This is a genomic window from Janibacter melonis (assembly GCF_020567375.1).
Lineage (GTDB): Bacteria > Actinomycetota > Actinomycetes > Actinomycetales > Dermatophilaceae > Marihabitans > Marihabitans melonis.
The window spans coordinates 425692-447125 of sequence record NZ_JAJBZM010000002.1 but is presented as its reverse complement, the minus strand read 5'-3'; the positions used below and the strand labels follow the sequence as shown (position 1 = coordinate 447125).

General features: G+C 74.0%; 23 protein-coding genes. 15 read left to right on the top strand and 8 right to left on the bottom strand.

The window, feature by feature from the left end:
• Nucleotides 1-49 precede the first annotated feature (49 nt).
• Entirely contained in the window at nucleotides 50-607 is a 558-nt protein-coding gene (locus LIV55_RS08230) for a hypothetical protein (RefSeq protein ID WP_191562984.1), read from the top strand.
• On the opposite strand, the gene LIV55_RS08225 is transcribed toward LIV55_RS08230, so the two are convergent.
• Complete coding sequence (locus tag LIV55_RS08225; protein WP_229299881.1) at nucleotides 595-1998, bottom strand: UDP-N-acetylglucosamine--LPS N-acetylglucosamine transferase; 1404 nt, start codon at nucleotides 1996-1998, stop codon at nucleotides 595-597. The genes LIV55_RS08230 and LIV55_RS08225 overlap by 13 nt on opposite strands.
• Nucleotides 1999-2130: 132 nt before the next feature.
• Between LIV55_RS08225 and LIV55_RS08220 the strand changes: the two genes are divergently transcribed.
• The 5 genes from LIV55_RS08220 to LIV55_RS08200 all read left to right on the top strand — a co-directional run bounded on the left by LIV55_RS08220 (nucleotide 2131) and on the right by LIV55_RS08200 (nucleotide 7500).
• Nucleotides 2131-3390 (top strand): nucleotide sugar dehydrogenase, encoded by a 1260-nt coding sequence (locus LIV55_RS08220; RefSeq protein WP_229299880.1) that lies wholly within the window; start codon nucleotides 2131-2133, stop codon nucleotides 3388-3390.
• A 32-nt stretch (nucleotides 3391-3422) separates the two neighbouring features.
• Nucleotides 3423-4298 carry an ABC transporter permease gene (locus LIV55_RS08215; protein WP_229299879.1) on the top strand — a complete coding sequence of 292 codons (876 nt, stop codon included), beginning with the start codon at nucleotides 3423-3425 and terminating at the stop codon, nucleotides 4296-4298.
• The gene (locus LIV55_RS17180) at nucleotides 4285-6015 is read left to right on the top strand and encodes an ATP-binding cassette domain-containing protein (protein ID WP_308012891.1); all 1731 of its coding nucleotides are present in this window, start codon (nucleotides 4285-4287) and stop codon (nucleotides 6013-6015) included. The genes LIV55_RS08215 and LIV55_RS17180 overlap by 14 nt, the downstream gene beginning before the upstream one ends.
• A complete protein-coding gene (locus LIV55_RS17175) occupies nucleotides 6012-7151 on the top strand; it encodes a glycosyltransferase (protein ID WP_229299878.1) in 1140 nt (379 codons plus the stop codon). The genes LIV55_RS17180 and LIV55_RS17175 overlap by 4 nt, the downstream gene beginning before the upstream one ends.
• Before the next feature lie 151 nt (nucleotides 7152-7302).
• Nucleotides 7303-7500 (top strand): DUF3073 domain-containing protein, encoded by a 198-nt coding sequence (locus LIV55_RS08200; protein ID WP_123093739.1) that lies wholly within the window; start codon nucleotides 7303-7305, stop codon nucleotides 7498-7500.
• An 18-nt stretch (nucleotides 7501-7518) separates the two neighbouring features.
• Here LIV55_RS08200 and LIV55_RS08195 read toward each other — a convergent pair whose 3' ends face one another.
• Both LIV55_RS08195 and purM read right to left on the bottom strand, forming a co-directional pair.
• Nucleotides 7519-8139, bottom strand: coding sequence for a helix-turn-helix transcriptional regulator (locus LIV55_RS08195; protein WP_229299877.1), 621 nt, complete (start codon nucleotides 8137-8139; stop codon nucleotides 7519-7521).
• A complete protein-coding gene (gene purM, locus LIV55_RS08190; protein WP_123093741.1) occupies nucleotides 8139-9245 on the bottom strand; it encodes a phosphoribosylformylglycinamidine cyclo-ligase in 1107 nt (368 codons plus the stop codon). Before purM ends, LIV55_RS08195 begins: the two co-directional genes overlap by 1 nt.
• Before the next feature lie 139 nt (nucleotides 9246-9384).
• On the opposite strand from purM, the gene LIV55_RS08185 reads away from it, so the two are divergent.
• From LIV55_RS08185 to LIV55_RS08175, 3 genes are read left to right on the top strand one after another with little or no spacing between them, the layout of a single operon-like run.
• Nucleotides 9385-9942, top strand: coding sequence for a DinB family protein (locus LIV55_RS08185; protein WP_191562991.1), 558 nt, complete (start codon nucleotides 9385-9387; stop codon nucleotides 9940-9942).
• Between the two features lie 48 nt (nucleotides 9943-9990).
• A complete protein-coding gene (locus LIV55_RS08180) occupies nucleotides 9991-10431 on the top strand; it encodes a MarR family winged helix-turn-helix transcriptional regulator (RefSeq protein WP_229299876.1) in 441 nt (146 codons plus the stop codon).
• Between the two features lie 14 nt (nucleotides 10432-10445).
• Complete coding sequence (locus tag LIV55_RS08175; protein ID WP_229299875.1) at nucleotides 10446-11657, top strand: MFS transporter; 1212 nt, start codon at nucleotides 10446-10448, stop codon at nucleotides 11655-11657.
• A gap of 129 nt (nucleotides 11658-11786) precedes the next feature.
• Here the strand turns inward: LIV55_RS08175 and purF are convergent, their stop codons facing one another.
• Together purF and LIV55_RS08165 are read right to left on the bottom strand one after the other, a co-directional pair.
• A complete protein-coding gene (gene purF / locus LIV55_RS08170; protein WP_123093744.1) occupies nucleotides 11787-13358 on the bottom strand; it encodes an amidophosphoribosyltransferase in 1572 nt (523 codons plus the stop codon).
• 39 nt (nucleotides 13359-13397) lie between these two features.
• A complete protein-coding gene (locus tag LIV55_RS08165; RefSeq protein ID WP_201467850.1) occupies nucleotides 13398-13706 on the bottom strand; it encodes a hypothetical protein in 309 nt (102 codons plus the stop codon).
• A gap of 60 nt (nucleotides 13707-13766) precedes the next feature.
• Between LIV55_RS08165 and LIV55_RS08160 the strand changes: the two genes are divergently transcribed.
• Complete coding sequence (locus LIV55_RS08160) at nucleotides 13767-14846, top strand: Gfo/Idh/MocA family protein (RefSeq protein WP_229299874.1); 1080 nt, start codon at nucleotides 13767-13769, stop codon at nucleotides 14844-14846.
• Between the two features lies 1 nt (nucleotide 14847).
• Here the strand turns inward: LIV55_RS08160 and LIV55_RS08155 are convergent, their stop codons facing one another.
• The gene (locus tag LIV55_RS08155; RefSeq protein ID WP_229299873.1) at nucleotides 14848-15207 is read right to left on the bottom strand and encodes a sterol carrier family protein; all 360 of its coding nucleotides are present in this window, start codon (nucleotides 15205-15207) and stop codon (nucleotides 14848-14850) included.
• A gap of 33 nt (nucleotides 15208-15240) precedes the next feature.
• Between LIV55_RS08155 and LIV55_RS08150 the strand changes: the two genes are divergently transcribed.
• From LIV55_RS08150 to LIV55_RS08130, 5 genes are all read left to right on the top strand, one after another.
• Nucleotides 15241-16053 (top strand): spermidine synthase, encoded by an 813-nt coding sequence (locus tag LIV55_RS08150; RefSeq protein ID WP_229299872.1) that lies wholly within the window; start codon nucleotides 15241-15243, stop codon nucleotides 16051-16053.
• 176 nt (nucleotides 16054-16229) lie between these two features.
• Nucleotides 16230-17270: an iron-siderophore ABC transporter substrate-binding protein gene (locus LIV55_RS08145; RefSeq protein ID WP_191564771.1), complete on the top strand. Its 1041-nt coding sequence runs from the start codon at nucleotides 16230-16232 to the stop codon at nucleotides 17268-17270.
• Between the two features lie 7 nt (nucleotides 17271-17277).
• Nucleotides 17278-18333 (top strand): FecCD family ABC transporter permease, encoded by a 1056-nt coding sequence (locus tag LIV55_RS08140; protein ID WP_123093748.1) that lies wholly within the window; start codon nucleotides 17278-17280, stop codon nucleotides 18331-18333.
• Nucleotides 18334-18404: 71 nt separating this feature from the next.
• Nucleotides 18405-19418: a FecCD family ABC transporter permease gene (locus LIV55_RS08135; RefSeq protein WP_191564769.1), complete on the top strand. Its 1014-nt coding sequence runs from the start codon at nucleotides 18405-18407 to the stop codon at nucleotides 19416-19418.
• Nucleotides 19415-20275: an ABC transporter ATP-binding protein gene (locus tag LIV55_RS08130; RefSeq protein WP_191564768.1), complete on the top strand. Its 861-nt coding sequence runs from the start codon at nucleotides 19415-19417 to the stop codon at nucleotides 20273-20275. Before LIV55_RS08135 ends, LIV55_RS08130 begins: the two co-directional genes overlap by 4 nt.
• Here the strand turns inward: LIV55_RS08130 and LIV55_RS08125 are convergent.
• Together LIV55_RS08125 and LIV55_RS08120 are read right to left on the bottom strand one after the other, a co-directional pair.
• Nucleotides 20236-20910, bottom strand: a complete 675-nt coding sequence (locus LIV55_RS08125; RefSeq protein WP_191564767.1) for an HAD family hydrolase — start codon at nucleotides 20908-20910, stop codon at nucleotides 20236-20238. The genes LIV55_RS08130 and LIV55_RS08125 overlap by 40 nt on opposite strands.
• Before the next feature lie 22 nt (nucleotides 20911-20932).
• Nucleotides 20933-21397: a MarR family winged helix-turn-helix transcriptional regulator gene (locus LIV55_RS08120; protein ID WP_229299871.1), complete on the bottom strand. Its 465-nt coding sequence runs from the start codon at nucleotides 21395-21397 to the stop codon at nucleotides 20933-20935.
• Nucleotides 21398-21434 lie beyond the last annotated feature (37 nt).

The window sequence follows — 21434 nt, the reverse complement described above, 5'->3', positions numbered from 1 at the left end:
TACCGTGCAGGCCCCCGGCCGGTGCGGTGCCGCCGCTACCCTGCGCCGTATGAGCCGGACGAGCACGTCGTCGCTGCGCGTGGTCTCCGGGCCGCAGGACGCCGCACCCCTGAGGGCTGCCGCCACGGACCCGGACGTCGCCGCGGTCCTCGTGCACGACGGCGTCGACCTCGCCGACGGTGCGGCGCAGCGCCTGCTCGCCGAGCTCTCCCGACCGGGCCGCCGCGTCGTGCGGGTCGCGTGCGCACCGGCGCGCTGCGTCGCCCTCGACCGCGAGCTGCTCGCCGCCGCGCTCGTCGCCGTCCCCGTCGAGCAGCTCCTCGCGGCCGGCGACGACCTCGACGCGCGTCTCGCGCAGGTGCTGGGCCTCGACCCCGACGCCTCGGTCACCGACGTCGCCGACCTCACGACCGGCGCCTGGCGGCACTGGGTCGACGGAGAGGCGGTCGGCGTGCGGGCCCATGGGGCGGCGACGCCGCAGTGGCAGGCGGCGGTGCGCCGGGCGCACTCCCCCGCGCGCCGGGCGAGGACCCGCGCCCGGCAGGTGCTCGGCGGCGTGCGCCGAGGTCTCTCCCGGCGCAGGGACCGGCGCTCTCAGGAGCGGTAGACCCAGCGGGCGACCCGGGCGCGCGCCCGCCGGTACTGCGGCGAGGACCCCGCGACGAGGTGCTCGACGGGCTCGTCGCCGAGCCGGTCGGGCAGGTCCTGGGTGAGGTGGAGCGTCGGCGCGTCGCGGCGCTGACGCGCCCCGTCGACGCTCACCGGGGTGCGCAGGTCGGGCAGCGCCGAGCGCCAGCGCGGCGGGCCGAGGCCCTCGCCGTCGCCGAGCCCGGCCGGGGCGGGAGCGCCGGCCGCCAGCGCGCCGAGCGCCTGCGCGGCCTCGGCCGCGCCGGTCGGGGCCGGCAGGGCGGCGCACGCCGCGGCGAGGTCCTCACGAGTGGCCGCCCGCAGGAGGCGGGTCACTCCCCCTTCGAGCGCGGTCGGGTCGTCCGGACGGGCGACGAGGGCCGCACCGAGGTCCGCGGCCCCCGCGGCGCGACCGAGCTGGTCGTCGGCACCGAGCGCCAGACCCGGCACGAGGAGGGTCGGCACCCGGGCGCCGAGCAGCTCGTGGACGGAGTTGTAGCCGGCCGCGCTCACCGCGGCGTCGAAGGCCGCGAGCGAGCGGGCGAGGGGGTAGGTGTCGCGCAGGAGCACGACGTCGGCCTCGTCGCCGAGGCCGTGACGCGCCAGCGCCGGGCTCGTCACGGCGACCTGCCAGTCCGGCTGCTCGCGCCGCACGGTCGCCAGGGCCGCCCGGACCGGTGAGGCGACGTCCTCCAGCGCCCCGGTGCCGGGCGTGAGCAGCAGCGCGGGCCGGTCCAGGTCGAGCCCGAGGGCCTCGCGCGCCTGCGCGCGGTCGTGCAGGTGCAGCGCCGAGGCGATCGAGATGGGGGCGATCCGCTGGGCGTCGTCGCGCTCATGGGTGAGCCCTCGGTCGCGGGCGGCCGCGACGTCACCGGGCTCGAGGACGTGGTCGAAGACCGCGGCGTGCGTCAGCCAGTCGGCGCCGACCCCGGCGCGCCACATCCCGCGCCGCATCCACACGAAGGGGGTCCCCGGCAGGGCCTCGCGCGCCTCGCGCAGCCCGCGGTACGGCACGACCCCGTCGAAGAGGACGAGGCGTGCCCCGGTCTCGGCGACGAGCGCCCGCAGCCGGTCGCGGAAGTACGGCTCCCACTGGTAGGGCGGGTAGCGCCGCCGCAGCGCGGCGGCCGGGCCGCGCCGGGGCAGCCACCCGCTGCGCCGGCTCGGGCAGTACTCCGTGCGCAGTCCGGCGAGCTCGGGCAGGGCGCCCCGGGCCACGGCCGACGCGACGGTCGGCAGCGCACCGGACAGGGACATGAGGACCGGGTCGAGCTCGGCGGGCGCGCTGGCCGCGACGGCGAGCTGCCGGGTGAGGTGCCCCATGCCCACGCCGTTGCTCGTGACGAGCAGGACGGGCAGGGGGTGCGGCATGGCGGTCATGCTAGACGCGGCGTGCGGGGCGGGAGCGGGCTGGCGGGTATGCTCGACGCGCCCCTGGCGCCGCCGGGGGCGCACCTGCACGTCCCGGCACCGGTCGGGTCCGCACTGACGAAGGAAACGACTGTGGCATTCGACGTCGCGATCATCGGGCTGGGCTATGTCGGCCTGCCCCTGGCGCAGGAGGCCTCGCGTGTCGGCCTCAGGGTCCTCGGCTTTGACGTCAACCAGGGCGTGGTCGACGCCCTGAACGCCGGGACGTCCCACGTCGACGACCTCACCGACGACCACATCTCCGAGATGATCGGCGCGGGCTTCGAGGCCACGACCGACGCGAGCAAGCTCGGCGAGGTCAAGACCCTCGTCATCTGCGTGCCCACCCCGCTCGCCGAGGACGGCGGCCCCGACCTCGGCCCCGTCAACGCCGCCGTCGCGACGATCGCCGAGCACCTCACCACGGGCCAGACGGTCATCCTCGAGTCGACGACCTACCCGGGCACGACCGACGAGGTCGTCCGCCCCGTCCTCGAGGCCAAGGGCCTGACCGCTGGCACCGACTTCCACCTCGCCTTCTCGCCCGAGCGCATCGACCCGGGCAACGAGACCTTCGGCGCGAAGAACACCCCGAAGGTCGTCGGCGGCCACACCCCTGCCTGCGGCGACGCCGCCGAGGCCTTCTACGGCCAGTTCGTCGACACCGTCGTGCGCGCGAAGGGCACCCGCGAGGCCGAGACGGCCAAGCTGCTCGAGAACACCTACCGCCACATCAACATCGCCCTCGTCAACGAGATGGCGCGCTTCTGCCACGACCTCGGCATCGACCTGTGGGACGTCATCGACGCGGCGAAGACCAAGCCCTTCGGCTTCCAGGCCTTCTACCCCGGCCCGGGCGTCGGCGGTCACTGCATCCCGATCGACCCGAACTACCTCTCCTACAACGTCCGCGCGAAGCTGGGCTACCCCTTCCGCTTCGTCGAGCTGGCCCAGGAGATCAACTCGACGATGCCGGCCTACGTCGTGCAGCGTGCGCAGAACATCCTCAACGAGGACAGCAAGTCGCTGCGCGGCTCCTCGGTCCTGCTCCTCGGCGTGACCTACAAGCCCGACATCGCCGACCAGCGCGAGTCGCCCGCCGTGCCCCTGGCCCAGCAGCTCGTCGCGAAGGGCGCCACCGTGCGCTACCACGACGACAAGGTCGAGCAGTGGCGCGCGGTGCCGGACGCCGAGCGGGTCACGGACCTCGACGCGGCCGTCGGCGACGCCGACCTGACGATCCTCGTGCAGAACCACAAGGGCTACGACGTCGACGCCCTCGCGGCCAAGGCCAAGCGCTTCTTCGACACGCGCGGTGTCGCCACCGACGGCGAGCGGGTCGAGCGGCTGTGACGACGGGCCCGTCCCGGGCCCCCCTCACCCCGGTGCCGAGCCTGAGCAGTGCCGAGGCGACGGCCCTCGCGCAGCGCCACGGGCTGACCGAGCTCGGCACCCGGCCCCCCTTCGGGCGCTACCTGCGTGACCTGTGGCGACGCAGGGCCTTCTTGTGGACCCTGTCGTCGGCGCAGTCGTACGCGAAGAACCACGACAACCGGCTCGGCCAGCTGTGGAACCTGCTCAACCCGGCGCTGCTCATCGCGAGCTACTTCCTCATCTTCGGGGTGCTGCTCGGGACGACCGGCTCGGTGAGCAACAAGGTCGGCTTCCTCTCGATCGGCGTCGTGCTCTTCACCTTCACCTCGAGCGTCATCACCCGGGGCTCGAAGTCGGTCACGAGCAACCTCAACCTCGTGCGGGCGCTGCACTTCCCCCGCGCGGTGCTGCCGCTGTCGGTCGCGCTCACCGAGCTCATCGCCGCGCTGCCGGCCTTCGCGCTGCTCCTCGTCGTCATGGTGCTCACGAACGAGACGCCGAGCGTGCGCTGGCTCCTGCTCGTCCCGGCGATCCTCCTGCAGACCGGTGTCCTCGCGGGCTTCGCGCTCATCGGCTCACGGCTGGTCAACGCGAGCAAGGACATCGGCCAGCTCATCCCTGTCGTCGTGCGCCTGCTGCGCTACACCTCGGGGGTCTTCTTCCCCGTCGCGCAGTACGCCGACCGGCTGCCGGGGCTGTGGGGCGACGTGCTGGTCTACCAGCCCTTCGCGCTGCCGCTCGAGGCCGCCCGCCAGGCCCTCATGTCGCCGGCCGACCACCCCTTCGACCTCACCGTGTGGTGGGCGCTGGCCGCGTGGGCGGTCGGGCTGCTCGCCGTCGGCATGGTCGTCTTCTGGATCGACGAGGCGCGCTATGGCCGAGGCTGAGCAGCGCCCGACCGTCGTCGTCGACGGGCTCGACATCGTCTACCGCGTCGTCGGCGGCAGCCGGCGCGCGTCGACGACGAGCGGGGACGGCGGCCTCGTCTCCCGGCTGCGCCGCCGCGGCGACCAGCCCGCGGTCGCCCGCGAGGTGCCCGCCGTCACCGACGTGAGCTTCGTGGCCCACCACGGCGAGTCGATCGGGATCATCGGGCGCAACGGCTCGGGCAAGTCGACCCTGCTGCGGGCCGTCGCCGGCCTCATCCCCCCGACGAAGGGGCGGATCTGGGTCGCCGGCGAGCCCTCTCTGCTCGGCGTCAACGCCGTCCTCATGAGCCAGCTCAGCGGCGAGCGCAACATCTACATCGGCGGTCAGGCACTCGGTCTGAGCCGCGCGCAGATCCGCGAGCGCTTCGACGAGATCGTCGACTTCTCCGGCATCGGCGACGCGGTCTACCGCCCGATGCGCACGTACTCCTCCGGCATGGGTGCGCGCCTGCGCTTCGCCATCTCGACCTCCGCCGCGCCCGACGTGCTGATGATCGACGAGGCGCTCGCGACCGGCGACGCCGACTTCCGCGAGCGCAGCGCCGAGCGGATCGCCTCGATCCGCGAGAGCGCCGGCACCGTCTTCCTCGTCTCGCACTCCAACGGCAGCATCCGCCAGATCTGCGACCGCGTGCTGTGGATGGACCAGGGCCGGCTCGTCATGGACGGCCCGACCGAGGAGGTCCTCGGCGCGTACGAGGAGACCCTGCCCAAGCGGCAGCGCCGTCGGGTGAAGGGGGAGGACCCCACCCCCTCCGAGCCGGACGTGCCGGGCGTCGAGCGCGTCGGCGGGCGCAATCGCGTCGAGACGGCCGCCCGTCTCAGCGCGCGCACCTACGACAGCGGCGTCGAGGGCGCCTTCGTCGTGCCGAGCCGCGGCGCCGCGATCATGCGTCAGGTCGTGCCGGCCGCCGCCCGGCTGGGCTGGCCCGTCCTCTTCTCGCACAAGGGCAACGCCCCGGGCTCGACCCGCGACGAGCTCTCGCGGCTGCAGCCCGCGCGGGTCGTCGTCGTCGGCGACGAGGACCAGCTGAGCAGCCAGGTCGTCGACCAGCTGCGCAAGATCGGGCCGACCGACCGGGTCGACGGCCGCACCTCGGCCGAGATCGGCCGCAGGGTGCTCGAGATCGCCCCGCCGCAGCCCGGCGCGACGCTGCGGGTGCTGCGCGACGACCCGGGCTCGATGAGCACGTTGTACTCGGCCGAGGCGGCCCTCGACGGCCAGCCGCTGCTCGTCGTCGACGACGCCGGTCTCGACGACGAGACGCTCGCCGCGGTCGCGTCGTGGGCCCCGGCCCGCGTCGTCGTCGGCGGCGAGGAAGGCGTCCTCCCGGCGACGGACGTCGAGCGGCTGGGCGCGATCGCACCGGTCGAGCACGACGCCCGACGCGGCCCGATGCAGCAGCTCGTCGACCGCTCCGCCGCGACCGGACGGACCGCGCCGGACGCGCTCCTCACGACCCTCGTCACCGCCACCGGCGAGGCCCTCGTCACCGTCCTCGCGGCCGCGCAGACCGGACGCCCCGTCCTGTGGCTGCTCACCGACGAGGTGCCCCCGCCCGTGCTCGACGAGGTGCGCCGGCTGCGCCCGCGGTCGGTCGTCGTCGTCGGCGGGCCCGACCGGGTCGGCCACGGGGTGCGCCGCGAGCTCGGCGAGCTCGTCGGCGAGCAGTGAGCCCGGCCCAGCTCTCCGGCGCGCCGCGACGCGCGCTCGTCGTCACCGTCGTCCACCACCCCTCGGACTCGCGCATCCGCCACCGCGAGGTCCGCGCCCTGCTCGACGCGGGCTGGCAGGTCACCTACGCCGCCCCCTTCGCCGGGTACGACGTCGCGCCGGACCCTGCAGAAGGGCTCGCCGTCGTCGACCTGCCCCGGGCGGCCGGGCGCCGGCGCCTGCGCGCCGCCGTCGCGGCCCGCCGGCTCGTGCGACGACTCGCCCCCGAGCACGACGTCGTCGTCGTCCACGACCCCGAGCTCGTCCCGGCTCTCGCCGGTCTGGCCCGGGGCTGGCGCGTGTGGGACGTCCACGAGGACCCGGCGGCGGCCCTCGTCGTCAAGGACTGGCTGCCGCGCCCCCTTCGCCCGGTCGTCGCGCGCGGATGGCGCCGCCTCGAGCGCCTCGTCGAGCGTCGGTGGCAGCTGCTGCTCGCCGAGCCGGGCTACCAGGAGCGCTTCGCGCGCACCCATCCCGTCGTGCCCAACGCCGCGAGCGTCCCCCCTCGGGCTGCCGCACCGGGTCGCGACCGGGTCGTCTACCTCGGCAACGTGACGATGGCGCGTGGTGCCGCCGAGATGGTCGAGGTCGGGCGCGCCCTGCGCACGAGCGGCCCGCAGGCGCCGGTGCTGCACGTCATCGGCCCGGCGCGTGACGCCGCGACGCAGCACGCCCTGGCCGAGGCTGTGGCGACCGGCGACCTCGTGTGGCACGGCTTCGTGCCCGCCGAGCAGGCCGGCGCCATGCTCGACGGCGCGCTCGCGGGGCTCTCGCTGCTCCACGACCTGCCGAACTACCGGCCGAGCACCCCGACGAAGGTCGTCGAGTACCTCGCGCACGGCGTGCCCGCGGTGACGACGCCGCTGCCACTCGCCGTCGAGCTCGTCGAGGCCTGCGACGGCGGTGTCGTCGTCCCCTTCGGCGACGCGGCCGCCGCGGTGGGGGCGGTCCTCGCCCTGCACGCCGACCCCGAGCGGGCCGCGCAGATGGGCCGACGAGGCCACGCGCTCGCCCGTGAGCGCTACGACTGGGCCGTCCAGGCGCCCCTCTTCGTCGCCGCCGTGTCAGCGGCGGCGCGGCCTCTGCGCGACGCGTAGGGGCGGGCCGGGCCGAGGCGCGGAATCGTCGCCGTCTCATGTAGCGTTAGGCCCACGACAGACACCACAGATCCGGGACCGCCCAGCCGCTCGTGAGTTCGCCTCATGAGAGGTCATGGCCGTCCCGCACTACGCATGAGGGGGTCACGCCATGGGGCGCGGCCGAGCGAAGGCCAAGCAGACCAAGGTCGCACGCGAGCTGAAGTACTACTCGCCTGACACCGACCTCCGGGCGCTTGAGCGGGAACTCCACACACAGACCGGTCACGACGAGCGGCGGTCCGTCGGCGACGACCGCACCTCGGATGACGACGACGGCTACGACGAGTGGGCCCCTCGCGACAGGTGATCTCAGCCGGGTGCGCCCCTAGGGGAGCATCCGGCGCCTGCGGGCCTCGGCGATCGCCGCAGCCCGGTGCCGCACCCCGAGCCTGCCGAAGGCGTGCGAGAGGTGCGACTTCACCGTCGACACGCTGACGTAGAGCCGACCGGCGATCTCCTGGTTGCTCAGCCCCTCACCGGCGAGCGCGAGGATCTCCACCTCCTTGGCGGTCAGCGGGCTGGCCTCGTGGCTCACGCGCTGCACGAGCGGCCCCGTGACGGGGACCATGCCCGTGTCGGTGTCGACCCTCGCACCACCGGCGGCCGCGTGCACCGCGGCGACGACCTGCGTCGGCGCTGCATCGGCGACGAGAGCTCCCGCAGCTCCCTGCTCGATGGCCTGCGGCACGAGCTCGTCCGTCGCCGTGGCGGCGAGGACGACGACCGGGGTCCCGCTGCGGTCGGAGACGGCGGCGAGCAGCTCGGGCATCCGGGGTGCCGTGCGGTCGCCGACGACGAGCAGGACGACGTCGGCGGACTCGCACCTCTCGACGAGCTCCGCGGCGCTCACGGCGGGCCGGGCCCGCAGGTCGCGCTCGGCCTCGAGCAGCGCCACCCACCCCGATCGTGAGGTGGGGTCGGCGTCCGCGACGAGGACCCGCAGCATCAGCCGTGCTCGCCGACGACCTGGACCGCTCCCCCGTCGACGCCCTTCGCGCCCTGGACCACCTCGACGCCGTCCTCGACCGGCGCCCCCTCGCGCTCGTGCACCTCGCCGAGAACCCAGGCCGGCAGGTCGCGCTCGGCGAGCCGGGCGATCGCCGCGTCGGCGTGCTCCGGCGGCACGACCGCCACGAAGCCGACGCCGAGGTTGAGCGTGCGTTCGAGATCGGCGCGGGGCACCTGGCCCAACGACCCGACGAGCGAGAAGATCGGCGGCGGGGTCCACGACGCCCGGTCCACGCGCGCGAGCGTGCCGGCCGGCAGCACCCTCGCGAGGTTGGCCGCCAGCCCGCCGCCGGTGACATGGCTGAGGCCCCGGACGTCGACGTCGGAGCGGATGAGGTCGAGCAGGTCGAGGGTGTAGATGCGGGTCGGCTCGAGCAGCTCTTCACCGAGGGCGCGGCCGAGCTCGGGCACCTCACGGTCGTAGGACCACCCCGCCTGGGCGAGGACGGCGCGCACCAGGGAGTAGCCGTTGGAGTGCAGGCCCGAGGAGGCCAGACCGAGGACCACGTCGCCGGGACGCACGGTCTGCGGCCCGATGATCGCGTCGCGCTCGACGACACCGGTCGCGGCGCCCGCGACGTCGTACTCGTCGGGCTCGAGCAGCCCGGGGTGCTCGGCGGTCTCGCCGCCGACGAGGGCGACCCCCGCGAGCTCGCACCCCTTCGCGATGCCGCTGACGATCGCCGCGACGCGCTCGGGGACGACGGAGCCGGTCGCGATGTAGTCGGTCATGAAGAGGGGCTCGGCGCCGCAGACGACGATGTCGTCGACGACCATGGCGACGAGGTCCTGGCCGATGGTGTCGTGCCGGTCCATCGCCTGGGCGACGGCGACCTTCGTGCCGACGCCGTCGGTGCTCGTCGCGAGGACCGGCGATCGCATACCGACGAGGGCGGAGGCGTCGAACATGCCGGCGAAGCCGCCGAGCCCGCCGAGGACCTCCGGGCGTTGGGCCCGCCGGACCGACTCCTTCATCAGCTCGACGGCCTTGTCGCCCGCCTCGACGTCGACACCGGCGGAGGCATAGGTGATGGGCTCGCTCACGCGGCCAGGGTAGTGCGTCGGCGGCGTCGGGCCACCGCTGGTCCGGCCGGCAGGGGGTGACGTCGTCGGTGGTCGCCCCTACCGTGAGAGATGTGCAGCGGGCACGGGGAGCGCCCGCCGGTCGACGAAGGGGACGGGCATGGCCGAGCGGGACGACATCATCGAGAGCCTGGGGCGGCATCGCGGCTTCCTGCTCCAGACCGCCGAGGGGCTGAGCGAGGAGCAGGCGCGCACCGCGAGCACGGTGAGCGCGCTGACCATCGCGTCGCTGCTCAAGCACGTCGCCGACACCGAGGAGCAGTGGGTCGACTTCGCCCGACGAGGGGCGGACGCCTTCGGCGGGTCCGGGGTGTACGAGTCCGACGTCGACTGGGAGGCGGTGGCGGCGGAGGGCGCGAGCAACGACGGCGACTGGTCGGGCAGCGAGTGGGAGGACACCCGCTTCGTCCTGCGCGAGGGCGACACCCTCGCGCACCTGCGCAGCCGGGTCGAGCAGGTCGCGGCCGGCACCGAGGACTTCCTGCGCGAGGCCGACCTCGACCGCTCGAGCCCGCTGCCGCAGGCGCCGTGGTTCGAGCCCGGGGCCAGCTGGTCGGTGCGCCGGGTCGCCCTGCACCTCCTCGCCGAGATCAGCCAGCACGCGGGCCACGCCGACATCATCCGCGAGAGCATCGACGGCCAGCGGACGATGGGCTGACGTCCATCCCGGTGGATTTAAATAGGTTATCTATGTAATAGTCGGGAGGTGACGACCTCCGACACCCTGCCCGACGAGCTCCTGCGGACCTCCGCCCGGCTGTCCCGCTGGGCCACCCGCGCGGCCGACCTCGGCATGCCCTCGGCCCAGGCGCGCGTCCTCGTCCTCGTCGACGAGATCGGTCCCGCGCGGGTCACCGCGCTCGCCGACGCCGACGAGAGCTCGCAGCCGTCGATGACGACGGCCGTCCAGCGCCTCGAGGGCCTCGGTCTCGTCGCACGCACCCCTGACCCCGCCGACGCGCGCGCCACCCTCGTGACGCTGACCGCCGCCGGCGCCGAGCGCATCGCCGGCATCCGCCGGTCGCGTGGCGCGGCGCTGGCCCCGGTCGTCGAGCGGGCCGCCGTCGACGAGACGAGGCTGCGCGACGCCGTCGCGGTCCTCGGCGAGCTCCTCGAGGCGACCCGGCCGGCGTCGGACCCTTCGTAGAGAGGACTCCTCACATGTGGCGTCAGCCCCGGACCGTCTGGTCCGTCGCCTTCGCGAGCGTCGTGGCCTTCATGGGCATCGGCCTCGTCGACCCCATCCTCAAGCCCATCGGTGACCAGCTCGGCGCGACCCCGTCGCAGGTCTCGCTGCTCTTCACGAGCTACATGGCCGTCATGGGCGTGGCCATGCTCGCCACCGGCTGGGTCTCCAGCCGGATCGGGCCCAAGCGCACGCTCATGCTCGGCCTCGCGATCATCATCGTCGGCGCCGGCCTGGCCGGCGCCCAGGACTCCATCGGGGGCATCGTCGGCTTCCGCGCCGTGTGGGGACTGGGCAACGCGCTCTTCGTCGCGACCGCGCTCGCGACGATCGTCCAGGCGGCGAAGGGGTCGGTCGGCCAGGCCATCGTCCTCTACGAGGCCGCCCTCGGCCTGGGCATCGCCGCCGGCCCGCTCATGGGCGGGGCCCTGGGCTCCGTCTCGTGGCGCTGGCCGTTCTTCGGCGTGAGCGCGCTGATGCTCGTCGCCCTCGTCGTGACGTGGGTGACCCTGCCCGACACCGAGCCGGCCGGCCCACCCACCTCGCTCGGCGCCCCGCTGCGGGCCCTGCGCCACCGCGGCCTGCTGACCGTCGGCCTCACCGCCCTGCTCTACAACGTCGGCTTCTTCACCCTGCTCGCCTTCACCCCCTTCCCGCTCGACCTCTCCGAGCGCCAGGTCGGTCTCGTCTTCTTCGGGTGGGGGCTGCTGCTCGCGGTCTTCTCCGTCGTCGTCGCGCCCGTCATCCAGCGCCGGGTCGGAGCGCTCGCCGGGATGGCCGGGGCGCTCGTCGCCTTCGCCGCGGTGCTCGCGGTCATGGGTGTGTGGACCGAGCACAAGCCGGTGCTCGTCGTCGGCACGATCGCCAGCGGCGCCCTGCTCGGCATCAACAACACGCTCATCACCGAGACGGTCATGAAGATCGCCCCGGTCGAGCGCAGCGTGGCCTCGGCCGCCTACAGCTTCGTGCGCTTCGCCGGCGGCGCGGTCGCGCCGTGGATGGCCGGCGTCCTCGGCGAGCGCTCGGCGCACCTGCCCTTCTGGGTCGGCGCGGTCGCCGTGCTCCTCGGGGTCGCGGTCCTGCTCACCGGCCGCACCCTCGTGCGGGCGATCGACGACCAGCCCGACCACGGCGCGGAGCCGGTCGGCTCCGAGGTCGAGGCGGCCGCGGTCACCGCGGGGACCTGACTCCCCCTTCGCCCTTCGCCCCACCGAGCTACCACGCAGTACTGGTCGTCATCACGACCAGTACTGCGTGGTAGCTCGCGTCGGAGGTGGGGCGGTCGGGGCGGGAGACCGTGCCGAGGGGCGAAGGGGTCAGCCCCGGGTCGCGCGCTCGACGTCGAGCGTGCCGACCTCGGTGACGTCGGCGTGCTCGTCGATGCCGAGCTGGAGCTCGAGGACGCCCTTGCCGAGACGCTCGCTCGACGGCAGCTCGATGGGGTAGACGCCGGAGAAGCACGCGGTGCACAGCGCCTCGCGGGGCTGCTCGGTCGCGGCGATCATGCCGTCCTCGCTGATGTAGCCGAGGCTGTCGGCGCCGAGCGAGGTGCAGATCTCCGCGGTGCCGAGGCCGGTGGCGATGAGCTCGGCCCGGGTCGCGAAGTCGATGCCGAAGAAGCAGGGCCAGCGCACGGGCGGGCTCGAGATGCGCACGTGCACCTCGGCGGCCCCGGCCTCGCGCAGCATGCGCACGAGGGCGCGCTGGGTGTTGCCGCGCACGATCGAGTCGTCGACGACGACGAGACGCTTGCCCTTGATGACGTCCTTGAGCGGGTTGAGCTTGAGCCGGATGCCGAGCTGTCGGATCGTCTGGCTGGGCTGGATGAAGGTCCGGCCGACGTAGGCGTTCTTCACCAGGCCCTGGCCGTAGGGGATACCCGACTCCTGCGCGTAGCCGATCGCCGCGGGGGTGCCGGACTCCGGCGTGGGGATGACGAGGTCGGCCTCGACGGCGTGCTCGCGGGCGAGCGCCCGGCCCATCTCGACCCGCGCCTCGTGGACGGCGCGACCGTTGATCGTCGTGTCCGGGCGGGCGAGGTAGACGTACTCGAAGACGCAGCCCTTCGGCTCGGCCTTCGCGAAGCGGTGGCTGCGCAGGCCGTCCTCGTCGATGGCGATGAGCTCGCCGGGCTCGACCTCGCGGACCATCGAGGCGCCGACGATGTCGAGCGCCGCGGTCTCGGAGGCGACGACCCAGCCCCGCTCGAGCCGGCCGATGACGAGCGGGCGCAGGCCCTGCGGGTCGCGGGCGGCGTAGAGGGTGTGCTCGTCCATGAAGACGAAGCAGAAGGCGCCCTTGCAGCGCGGCAGCACGTCGAGCGCCGCGGCCTCGAGGGTGCGGTCGGGGTTGTCCGAGAGCAGCGCGGTGACGAGCGCGGTGTCGGTCGTGTTGCCGTAGCGCAACTCACCGCTGGGCGTCGCGTCGCGCCACGTGCCGTCCTCGGCGGGACGACCGCGCTCGGAGAGGCGGGCGTCGACGAGGTCGCGCAGCTCGGCGGAGTTGACGAGGTTGCCGTTGTGGGCGAGCGCCACGGTCCCGTCGTCATGACCGCCGAGGGTGGGCTGGGCGTTCTCCCACGTCGAGCCGCCGGTCGTCGAGTAGCGGCAGTGGCCGACCGCGAGGTGACCCCGCAGGGCACCGAGGGCTCGCTCGTCGAAGACCTGGCTCACCAGGCCCATGTCCTTGTAGACGAGGATCGAGCGACCGTCGGAGGTCGCGATGCCCGCCGACTCCTGGCCGCGGTGCTGGAGGGCGTAGAGCCCGTAGTACGTGAGCTTGGCGACCTCCTCGCCGGGTGCCCACACCCCGAAGACGCCGCAGGCGTCCTGCGGCCCCTTCTCCCCGGGCATGAGGTCGTGCGACAGCTGTCCGTCTCCGCGAGCCACGTGCCTCATCCTCCCACAGCGGGCGTGCTGCCCAGGTCTCTACCGGCGGTCGCGGCCCATGACGAGCGCGAGCACGACGGCGGCGACGAGCGCCCCGATGCACGCGCCGAGCATCCCCATGAAGCCGACAGCCGTCGTCGCCGAGTACGACTGCCGGGTCGCCTCGTTGACGTTGTCGCTCGTCATCGCGTAGGCGCCGAGCAGCGCGAAGCCGATGATCGCCCCGGTGCCGATCCAGCGCCACACCATCGGGGCCCCGCGCCGCCGACGGCGGCGCACGCGCTCGGGCACGGGCTGCTCCTCCCCCGTCACGACGGGGGTCTCACCGGTCTGGTCGTCAGGTCTCACCCCTCCATGGTCTCACCGCGGGCAGTAGCGTCGCCTGCGACCACCTGAGCAGGAGTGACGATGAGCGGACGACGCACGGCCGACGTGCCCGAGATGAAGCTGCCGACCTCGACCCGGCCCGACCCGGCACAGGTGCCGGGGCTGCGGTGGGGGGTGCTCGGCGCGGGCTGGATCGCCAGCGAGATGGTGCACGCGATCGAGGTCGGCGAGCACGGCAGCACCCAGCAGCAGGTCGTCGCCGTGGGCTCGCGCGACCTCGAGCGGGCGCAGGCCTTCGTCGACGAGCACTGCGGCGCCCACGTGCGCGAGCACGGCCCGGTGCGCGCCCACGGGTCGTACGTCGATCTCGTCACCGACCCCGACGTCGACGTCGTCTACGTGGCGACCCCGCACAGCGAGCACCTCGAGCACGCGCTGCTCGCCGTGCGCGCCGGCAAGCACGTGCTCGTCGAGAAGGCCTTCACCGCCGACGCCGCGCAGGCCCGCGAGCTCGTCGCGGCGATCCGCGAGGCCGGGGTCTTCGGGATGGAGGCGATGTGGAGCCGCTTCCTGCCCCACTACGACGTCATCCGGCAGGTGCTCGACCTCGGGCTGCTCGGCGAGCTGTCCACCGTGCTCGCCGACCACGGCCAGCGACTGTGGCCCGACGGGCCACGGCGCCTCGCGGACCCGGCCCTGGCCGGCGGCTCGCTGCTCGACCTCGGCATCTACCCGCTCTCCTTCGCCTCGATGGTGCTCGGCGGGATCGACCGGGTGGCCGCCGCCGGGACCCTCACCGACGAAGGGGTCGACGCCCGCGTCGCGATGTCGGTCCGCGGCCCGAGCGGCGCGGTCGGGTCGCTGTCGTGCGACATGTCGACGCGCACGCCGACGACCGCGGTGATCGCCGGCCGGTGGGCCCGCCTCGAGCTCGACGGCGAGTTCTACGGGCCGACGACGATGCGCCTCGTCGGCAGCGACGACGTCGTGCTCGACGAGATGACCGGTGACCCCGTCGAGATGCACCGCGGGCTGCGCCACGAGACCTGCGAGGTCGCCCTTCGCGTCGCCGCGGGCGAGACCGAGTCGCCGCTCATGCCCCTCGACGAGTCCGTCGCCCTCATGGAGCACATGGACTCGATCCGCTCCCAGCTCGCCTGACTCACCCTTCGCGTAGGGGGAGGTGGGCGGAGAGGTCGGTGCGGTTGCCGCTGGTGCGCAGGGCCCCGGCCGACTGGGCGTCGGCCCAGGCCGTCTCGCCCGTGGCCAGGCGCAACCAGGTCGCGGCGTCGGTCTCGACGACCGCCGGGGGCGTGCCGCGGGTGTGGACCGGGCCCTCGACGCACTGCACGGCCCCGAAGGGAGGGACCCGCACCTCGACCGAGCGGCCCGGGGCCGCCTCGGAGAGCAGGGTGAGGGTCCATCGCACCGCCGTCCCCGTCGTCGAGCGATCCGGGCTCTCCGTCGCGGCCCACCGGGCCAGGGCGGCGCGGCCGTCCTCGTCGCTGATCCGTCGTGGCATGGCCACATCCTCGCCCACACCTAGGGTGAGGGCGTGAGCGAGGTCGAGCTGGTCCATGACGAGCACGGTGGTGTGAGCGTCGTCGTCGGCGGTCAGCCGCAGTCCTACGTCTCGCTCGACGACCCCGAGGGCCTGGTCTTCGAGTACGTGCAGCACCTCGCCGCCGTGGTCGACGCCATCCTGCCGGCCCCGGCCCACCCGCGGGTCGCGATCACCCACGTCGGCGGCGCCGGCCTGAGCCTGCCGCGCTGGGTCCACGCCACCCGTCCGGGCTCGCCCCAGGTCGTCCTCGAGCCGGACACCGCCCTCACCGAGCTCGTCCGCCGCGAGCTGCCGCTGCCCCGCGGGCACCGGATCCGGGTGCGCCCGCAGCGGGGGCGCGAAGGGGTGGCCGCCCTCGCCGACGCGAGCGCGGACGTCGTCGTCGTCGACGCCTTCGCCGACGGGGCCGTGCCCGCCGACCTCGTGACCCAGGAGTTCTTCGCCGATGTCGCGCGGGTGCTACGACCCGGCGGAGTCCTGCTCATGAACTGCCCCGACGACCCGGGGCTGCGCTACCTCGCGCGGGTCGCCGCCGGGATGCGCGAGGGGGTCGGCCCGGTCGCCCTCGTCGCGCTGCGCGACGTGCTCAAGGGCCGTCGCTACGGCAACGCCGTGCTCGTGGCCTCCCCCGACGGGGTCGACGCCGACGCGATCACCCGGCAGCTGCGCCGCTGGCCCTTCCCCTCGGGGGTCATGACGCCGGGCGAGCTGCTCGCCCGCGCCGGCGGGGCCCGCCCGATCCACGACGGCGAGGACGTGCCCCCGCCCACCGCGCCCGACCCCGGCGCGTGGCGCGTGCGCTGACCGCGCCCCGCCCCCTCCCCCTTCGCCCTCCCCCCTTCGCCGAGGTATGGCAATTTGCCCTCCGCAGTCATCTCAGCCGACCGATCCCCATACCTCGGCGAAGGGGGTGGTGCGCGCGGCACTCCGGAGGTGCTCTACGGTTCAGGTAAGCCTTACCTAACCGAAGGACTCACCTCATGCGCCTGTCCCGCCTCGCCGCCCCCGCCGCGGTCACCCTCGCCCTCACCCTCGCCGCCTGCGGCTCCGACACCTCGAGCTCGACCGACGCGGCCTCCGGGTCCGGCTCGGCGAGCAGCGAGTGGGAGCCGGTGACCGTCGAGCACGCCTTCGGCTCGACGACGATCGAGGAGAAGCCCGAGCGGGTCGCCACGGTCGACTTCGCCAACCAGGAGGTGCCCCTCGCGCTCGGCATCGTGCCCGTCGGCATGTCGAAGATGACGTGGGGCGACGACGACGGCGACGGCGTGCAGCCGTGGACCGCGGAGAAGCTCGAGGAGCTCGGCGCCGAGACGCCCGTGCTCTTCGACGAGACCGACGGCATCGACTTCGAGGCCGTGTCGTCCACCGAGCCCGACGTCATCCTCGCGGGCTACTCGGGCCTGTCGAAGGAGGACTACGAGACGCTCTCGAAGATCGCCCCCGTCGTCGCCTACCCGGACGCCCCGTGGGCGACCCCGTGGCGCGACTCGATCGTCCAGAACGCCAAGGGCCTGGGCATGGAAGCGGAGGGCGAGGAGCTCGTCGCCGACCTCGAGGGCCAGATCGAGGAGACGCTCGCCGAGCACCCGGACCTCGAGGGCACGACCGCGATGTTCATGACCCACGTCGACACGTCCGACCTCAGCGAGATCAACTTCTACAGCGCCGCCGACACCCGCTCGCAGTACGTCGAGGACCTCGGCATGGAGATCGCGCCGAGCGTGGTCAAGGCCAGCGGGAAGAGCAAGGACTTCTCCGGCTCGATGAGCGCCGAGCGGGCCGACGAGCTCGCCGACGTCGACGTCATCATCACCTACGGCGGCGACGAGCTCATCAGCGCGCTGGAGGGCGACCCCGTGCTCTCGAAGCTCCCGGCCGTGAAGAACAAGGCGATCGTCAACCTCGACGGCACGAAGCCGATCGGCACCGCCGCCAACCCGACGGCGCTGTCGCTGCCGGCGCTCATCGGCGACTACGTCACCCTGCTCGACGACGCCGCCGCGTACACGACGAAGTGACCCACGCGTGACCCAGGCCGAGACCGCGGCCACCACGTCGCCCGCCGAGAGCGCTGCACCTCTGCAGCGCTCTCGGCGGGTCCGTGCCACCTGGCTGGCCGTCACCGCCGTCGTCTTCCTCGCGCTGTGCGCCCTGTCGGTCGTGCTCGGCTCGCGCGGCGTCGGCTGGTCCGACGTCGTCGCCGGGGCGACCGGCTCCACCGACACGTACGCCCAGGCGGCCGTCGCCAAGCGGGTGCCGCGCACCGCGCTCGCCGCCCTCGCCGGCGCGGCCCTGGCCGTCTCGGGCCTCGTCCTCCAGGGCATCACGCGCAACCCCATCGCCGACCCGGGCATCCTCGGCGTCAACACCGGCGCCTCCCTCGCCGTCGTCACCGGCATCGCGTGGTTCGGCCTGGCGTCGGCGACGAGCTACATCTGGGTCGCGATCCTCGGGGCCGCCATCAGCTCGGCCTTCGTGTGGGGCGTCGGCTCCTCCGGGCGCGGCGGCGCCACTCCGCTCAAGCTCACCCTCGCCGGCGCAGCGACCACCGTCGCCCTCACGTCCTTCGTCACCGCCGTCGTCCTGCCCCGCCCCGACATCTCCGAGAACGTCGTCTCGTGGCAGATCGGCGGGGTCGGCGGCGCGACCGCGGACAAGCTGTGGCAGATGCTGCCCTTCCTCGCCGTCGGTGCGCTCCTGTGCGCTTGGAAGGCCCGGGGCCTGAACATGCTCGGCCTCGGCGACGACATGGCAGCCGGGCTCGGCGAGGACGTGCACCGCACCCGTCTCGTCGCCGCCCTCGGCGCCGTCGTCCTCGCCGCGGCGACGACCGCGATCGCCGGGCCCATCGCCTTCGTCGGGCTCGTCGTCCCGCACTTCTGCCGACTCCTCGTCGGTGTCGACCACCGGTGGCTGCTCCCCTTCGCCGCGCTCGGCGGTGCCTGCCTGCTCCTCGTCGCCGACGTCCTCGGCCGGGTCGTCGCGCCGCCCTCGGAGGTCGACGTCGGCATCATCACCGCCCTCGTCGGCGCCCCCGTCTTCATCTCCGTCGTCCGCCAGCGCCGGGTGCGTGAGCTGTGAGCGCCCCGGCCACCGCCCCTGTCCCGGGCCAGGTCCCGCGCCCGGCACCGAGCGAGCGCACCGTGCACCTCATGCGCACCGGACACCGGCAACGACGCGTCCGCCGCGCAGCCGTCGTCACCGCGCTCGCGGTACTCGTGCTCGTCGCCCTCGTCCTCAGCCTCTGCCTGGGCCAGAAGACCTACAGCCCGGGCGAGGTCCTGCGGGTCGTCCTCGGCGAGAGCGTCCCCGGCGCGAGCTTCGTCGTCGGTGAGCTGCGGCTGCCTCGCGCCTGCCTCGCCGTGGTCGTCGGGCTGAGCTTCGGACTGGCCGGGTCGGCCTTCCAGACCCTGCTGCGCAACCCCCTCGCCAGCCCGGACATCATCGGGGTCACCGAGGGCGCGAGCGCCGCGGCCGCCATCGCCATCGTGTCCTTCGGGCTCAGCGGGCTCACCGTCTCGGGCCTGGCCGTCGGCGCCGGTCTCGCCGTCGCGCTGACGATGTACCTCGTCGCCTACCGCCGAGGCACCGCCGCCGGCACCCGGCTCATCCTCGTCGGCATCGGGATCGCGGCGATGATGCAGAGCGTCATCGCCTGGCAGCTCGAGCGGGCCACCAACACCCAGATCCTCCAGGCCCTGCGCTGGCTCACCGGCTCGCTCAACGGCGCGCGGTGGCAGGAGGTCGTGCCGGTCACCGCGGCCCTGCTCGTCCTGGGCACCGTCGTGCTCCTCCAGGCGCGCAGGCTCGAGATCTCGCACCTCGGCGACGACGCGGCGAGCGCCCTCGGCGTGAGGGTCGAGCGGCTGCGCCTGCTCACCGTCGTCGCAGCGGTGGGGCTCGTCTGCGTCGCGACCGCGGCGGCCGGGCCGATCGCCTTCCTCGCCTTCCTCTCCGGGCCGATCGCGGCCCGCGTGGTCGGCCCGCACGGCTCGGTCCTCGTGCCGGCCGCTCTCGTCGGCGCCCTGCTGACGCTCGTCGCCGACTTCGCGGGCCAGCACGCCTTCGGCACCCGCCTGCCCGTCGGCGTCGTCACCGGCATCCTCGGCGCCCCGTACCTGCTCTACCTCATCGTCCGGATCAACCGCGTCGGAGGCACGTCATGAGCCCTGTACCTCAGCCCCGCCTGGTCGTCGAGGACCTCACCGTCGGCTACCCGGGTGCGCCCGCCGTCATCACCGGGCTGGACCTCGCCGTGCCCACCGGGGCGATGACGGCGATCGTCGGGCCGAACGCCTGCGGCAAGTCCACGCTGCTGCGCTCGATGTCGCGCCTCCTCGGGCCCCGCGCGGGGCACGTGCTGCTGGACGGCCGCGAGGTGCACCGCACCCCGGCCAAGCAGCTCGCCCGCGATCTGGGCCTGCTGCCGCAGTCGCCCATCGCCCCCGAGGGCATCACCGTCGGCGACCTCGTCTCGCGCGGTCGCCACCCGCACCAGCGCGCCCTGGCCCGCTGGAGCGCCGAGGACGAGCGGGCCGTCGGCCACGCCCTCGAGGCGACCGGCACCGTCGAGCTCGTCGACCGGGCCGTCGACGAGCTGTCGGGCGGGCAGCGCCAGCGGGTGTGGATCGCCATGGCCCTCGCGCAGGAGACCGGCGTGCTGCTCCTCGACGAGCCGACGACCTTCCTCGACGTCAGCCATCAGGTCGAGGTCCTCGACCTGCTCACCGACCTCAACCGCAGCCGCGGCACGACGGTCGTCATGGTCCTGCACGACCTCAACCTCGCCGCCCGCTACGCCGACCACCTCGTCGCGCTGCGCGAGGGCGGGCTGCACGCGTGCGGCGAGCCCGGCGAGATCCTCACCCCCGAGCTCGTCGAGGCCGTCTTCGGCATCGAGAGCTCGGTCATCGTCGACCCCGTCTCGGGCAAGCCCCTCATGATCCCCATCGGCCGTCATCACGCGGCCCGGGGCGAAGGGGGTCAGCCGGCGAGCAGGTCGGCGGCCACCGCGGGGACCTGAGCCATGTCGGTGACGACGGCGTCGGCGTCGGCGAACCACGCGTGCGGGGTCATGTCGGACTCGTAGCCGACGACCCGCATCCCGGCCGCCCGACCGGCGGCGACGCCGGCGAGGCTGTCCTCGACGACGACGCACCGGGAGGGGTCGTGACCCGTCGTGCGGGCGGCGAGGAGGAAGACGTCGGGCTCGGGCTTGCCGCGCTCGACCTCCTCGCTGCTGAAGCGGGCCGACGGCGGCAGCAGCCCGGCGAGCCCGGTCGCCTCGAGCTTGTACTCGAGCGCCTGGCGCATCGACCCCGACGCGACGCACACCTCGAGACCGCCCGCGACGCAGGCCTCGAGCGCGTGCCGGGCCCCGGGGATGATCTCGAGCTCGGCGTGGCTCGCGCGGAACTCCGCCCGGAAACGACGCTCCCAGGCGGGGTCGAGATCACGCCCGACGAGCTCGGTGAGGCGCACCCTGTTGTCGGCGTAGGCCTTGCCGACGAAGGTGTGCACGACGTCCTCGTCGGTGAGGTCGAGACCGAGGTCGGTCGTCATCCGGCGCCAGGTGCGCACGTTGAGGCGCTCGGAGTCGACGAGCACACCGTCGCAGTCGAAGATCACCAGACCCGCGGGCCCATGAGGCTCAGACATCGGGTGCTCAGGCATCGCGGACTCAGGCATCGGCGGGCTCCGGGGCGGCCGGCAGGGCGTGGAGGGCCTCGACGAGCGGGGCGAGCTCGGGACGCCCCGACGCCGTGGCCAGCGTCTCGGACAGGACCCGGTCGTGGGTGGGCAGGGCCTCGCGCAACGCGTCGCGGCCCGCCGGGGTGAGCTCGGTGTAGATGCCGCGGCGGTCGTCGGCGCACAGGACGCGGGTCAGCAGACCGCGGTCCTCGAGCCGGGTCACGAGCCGGGTGGTCGCGCTGCTCGACAGGGCGGCGGCCCGGGCGAGCTGCTGCATCCTCATGTGCCACCCGTCCTGGCGGTCCAGCGCGTCGAGGACGGTGAGCTCGACGACGGAGATGCCGTGCTCGCGCTGCAGCTCGCGCTCCATGGCGGTCTCGACGAGCCCGTGGAGCGCGGCGAGCGTGCGCCACCCCCGGGCCCGGATCTCCACGGCGTCATCAGCGATACCCATGGCGCCGAGTTTATCAACGACTTGCAGTAGTCCGCGT

Excerpts from the sequence above, each read along its gene's own strand:
- LIV55_RS08230 (WP_191562984.1), top strand. The coding sequence starts at position 50 with ATGAGCCGGACGAGCACGTCGTCGCTGCGCGTGGTCTCCGGGCCGCAG.
- LIV55_RS08225 (WP_229299881.1), bottom strand. The coding sequence starts at position 1,998 with ATGCCGCACCCCCTGCCCGTCCTGCTCGTCACGAGCAACGGCGTGGGC.
- LIV55_RS17180 (WP_308012891.1), top strand. The coding sequence starts at position 4,285 with ATGGCCGAGGCTGAGCAGCGCCCGACCGTCGTCGTCGACGGGCTCGAC.
- LIV55_RS08200 (WP_123093739.1), top strand. The coding sequence starts at position 7,303 with ATGGGGCGCGGCCGAGCGAAGGCCAAGCAGACCAAGGTCGCACGCGAG.
- LIV55_RS08195 (WP_229299877.1), bottom strand. The coding sequence starts at position 8,139 with ATGCTGCGGGTCCTCGTCGCGGACGCCGACCCCACCTCACGATCGGGG.
- LIV55_RS08185 (WP_191562991.1), top strand. The coding sequence starts at position 9,385 with ATGGCCGAGCGGGACGACATCATCGAGAGCCTGGGGCGGCATCGCGGC.
- LIV55_RS08175 (WP_229299875.1), top strand. The coding sequence starts at position 10,446 with ATGTGGCGTCAGCCCCGGACCGTCTGGTCCGTCGCCTTCGCGAGCGTC.
- LIV55_RS08160 (WP_229299874.1), top strand. The coding sequence starts at position 13,767 with ATGAGCGGACGACGCACGGCCGACGTGCCCGAGATGAAGCTGCCGACC.
- LIV55_RS08155 (WP_229299873.1), bottom strand. The coding sequence starts at position 15,207 with ATGCCACGACGGATCAGCGACGAGGACGGCCGCGCCGCCCTGGCCCGG.
- LIV55_RS08145 (WP_191564771.1), top strand. The coding sequence starts at position 16,230 with ATGCGCCTGTCCCGCCTCGCCGCCCCCGCCGCGGTCACCCTCGCCCTC.
- LIV55_RS08135 (WP_191564769.1), top strand. The coding sequence starts at position 18,405 with ATGCGCACCGGACACCGGCAACGACGCGTCCGCCGCGCAGCCGTCGTC.
- LIV55_RS08130 (WP_191564768.1), top strand. The coding sequence starts at position 19,415 with ATGAGCCCTGTACCTCAGCCCCGCCTGGTCGTCGAGGACCTCACCGTC.
- LIV55_RS08125 (WP_191564767.1), bottom strand. The coding sequence starts at position 20,910 with ATGTCTGAGCCTCATGGGCCCGCGGGTCTGGTGATCTTCGACTGCGAC.
- LIV55_RS08120 (WP_229299871.1), bottom strand. The coding sequence starts at position 21,397 with ATGGGTATCGCTGATGACGCCGTGGAGATCCGGGCCCGGGGGTGGCGC.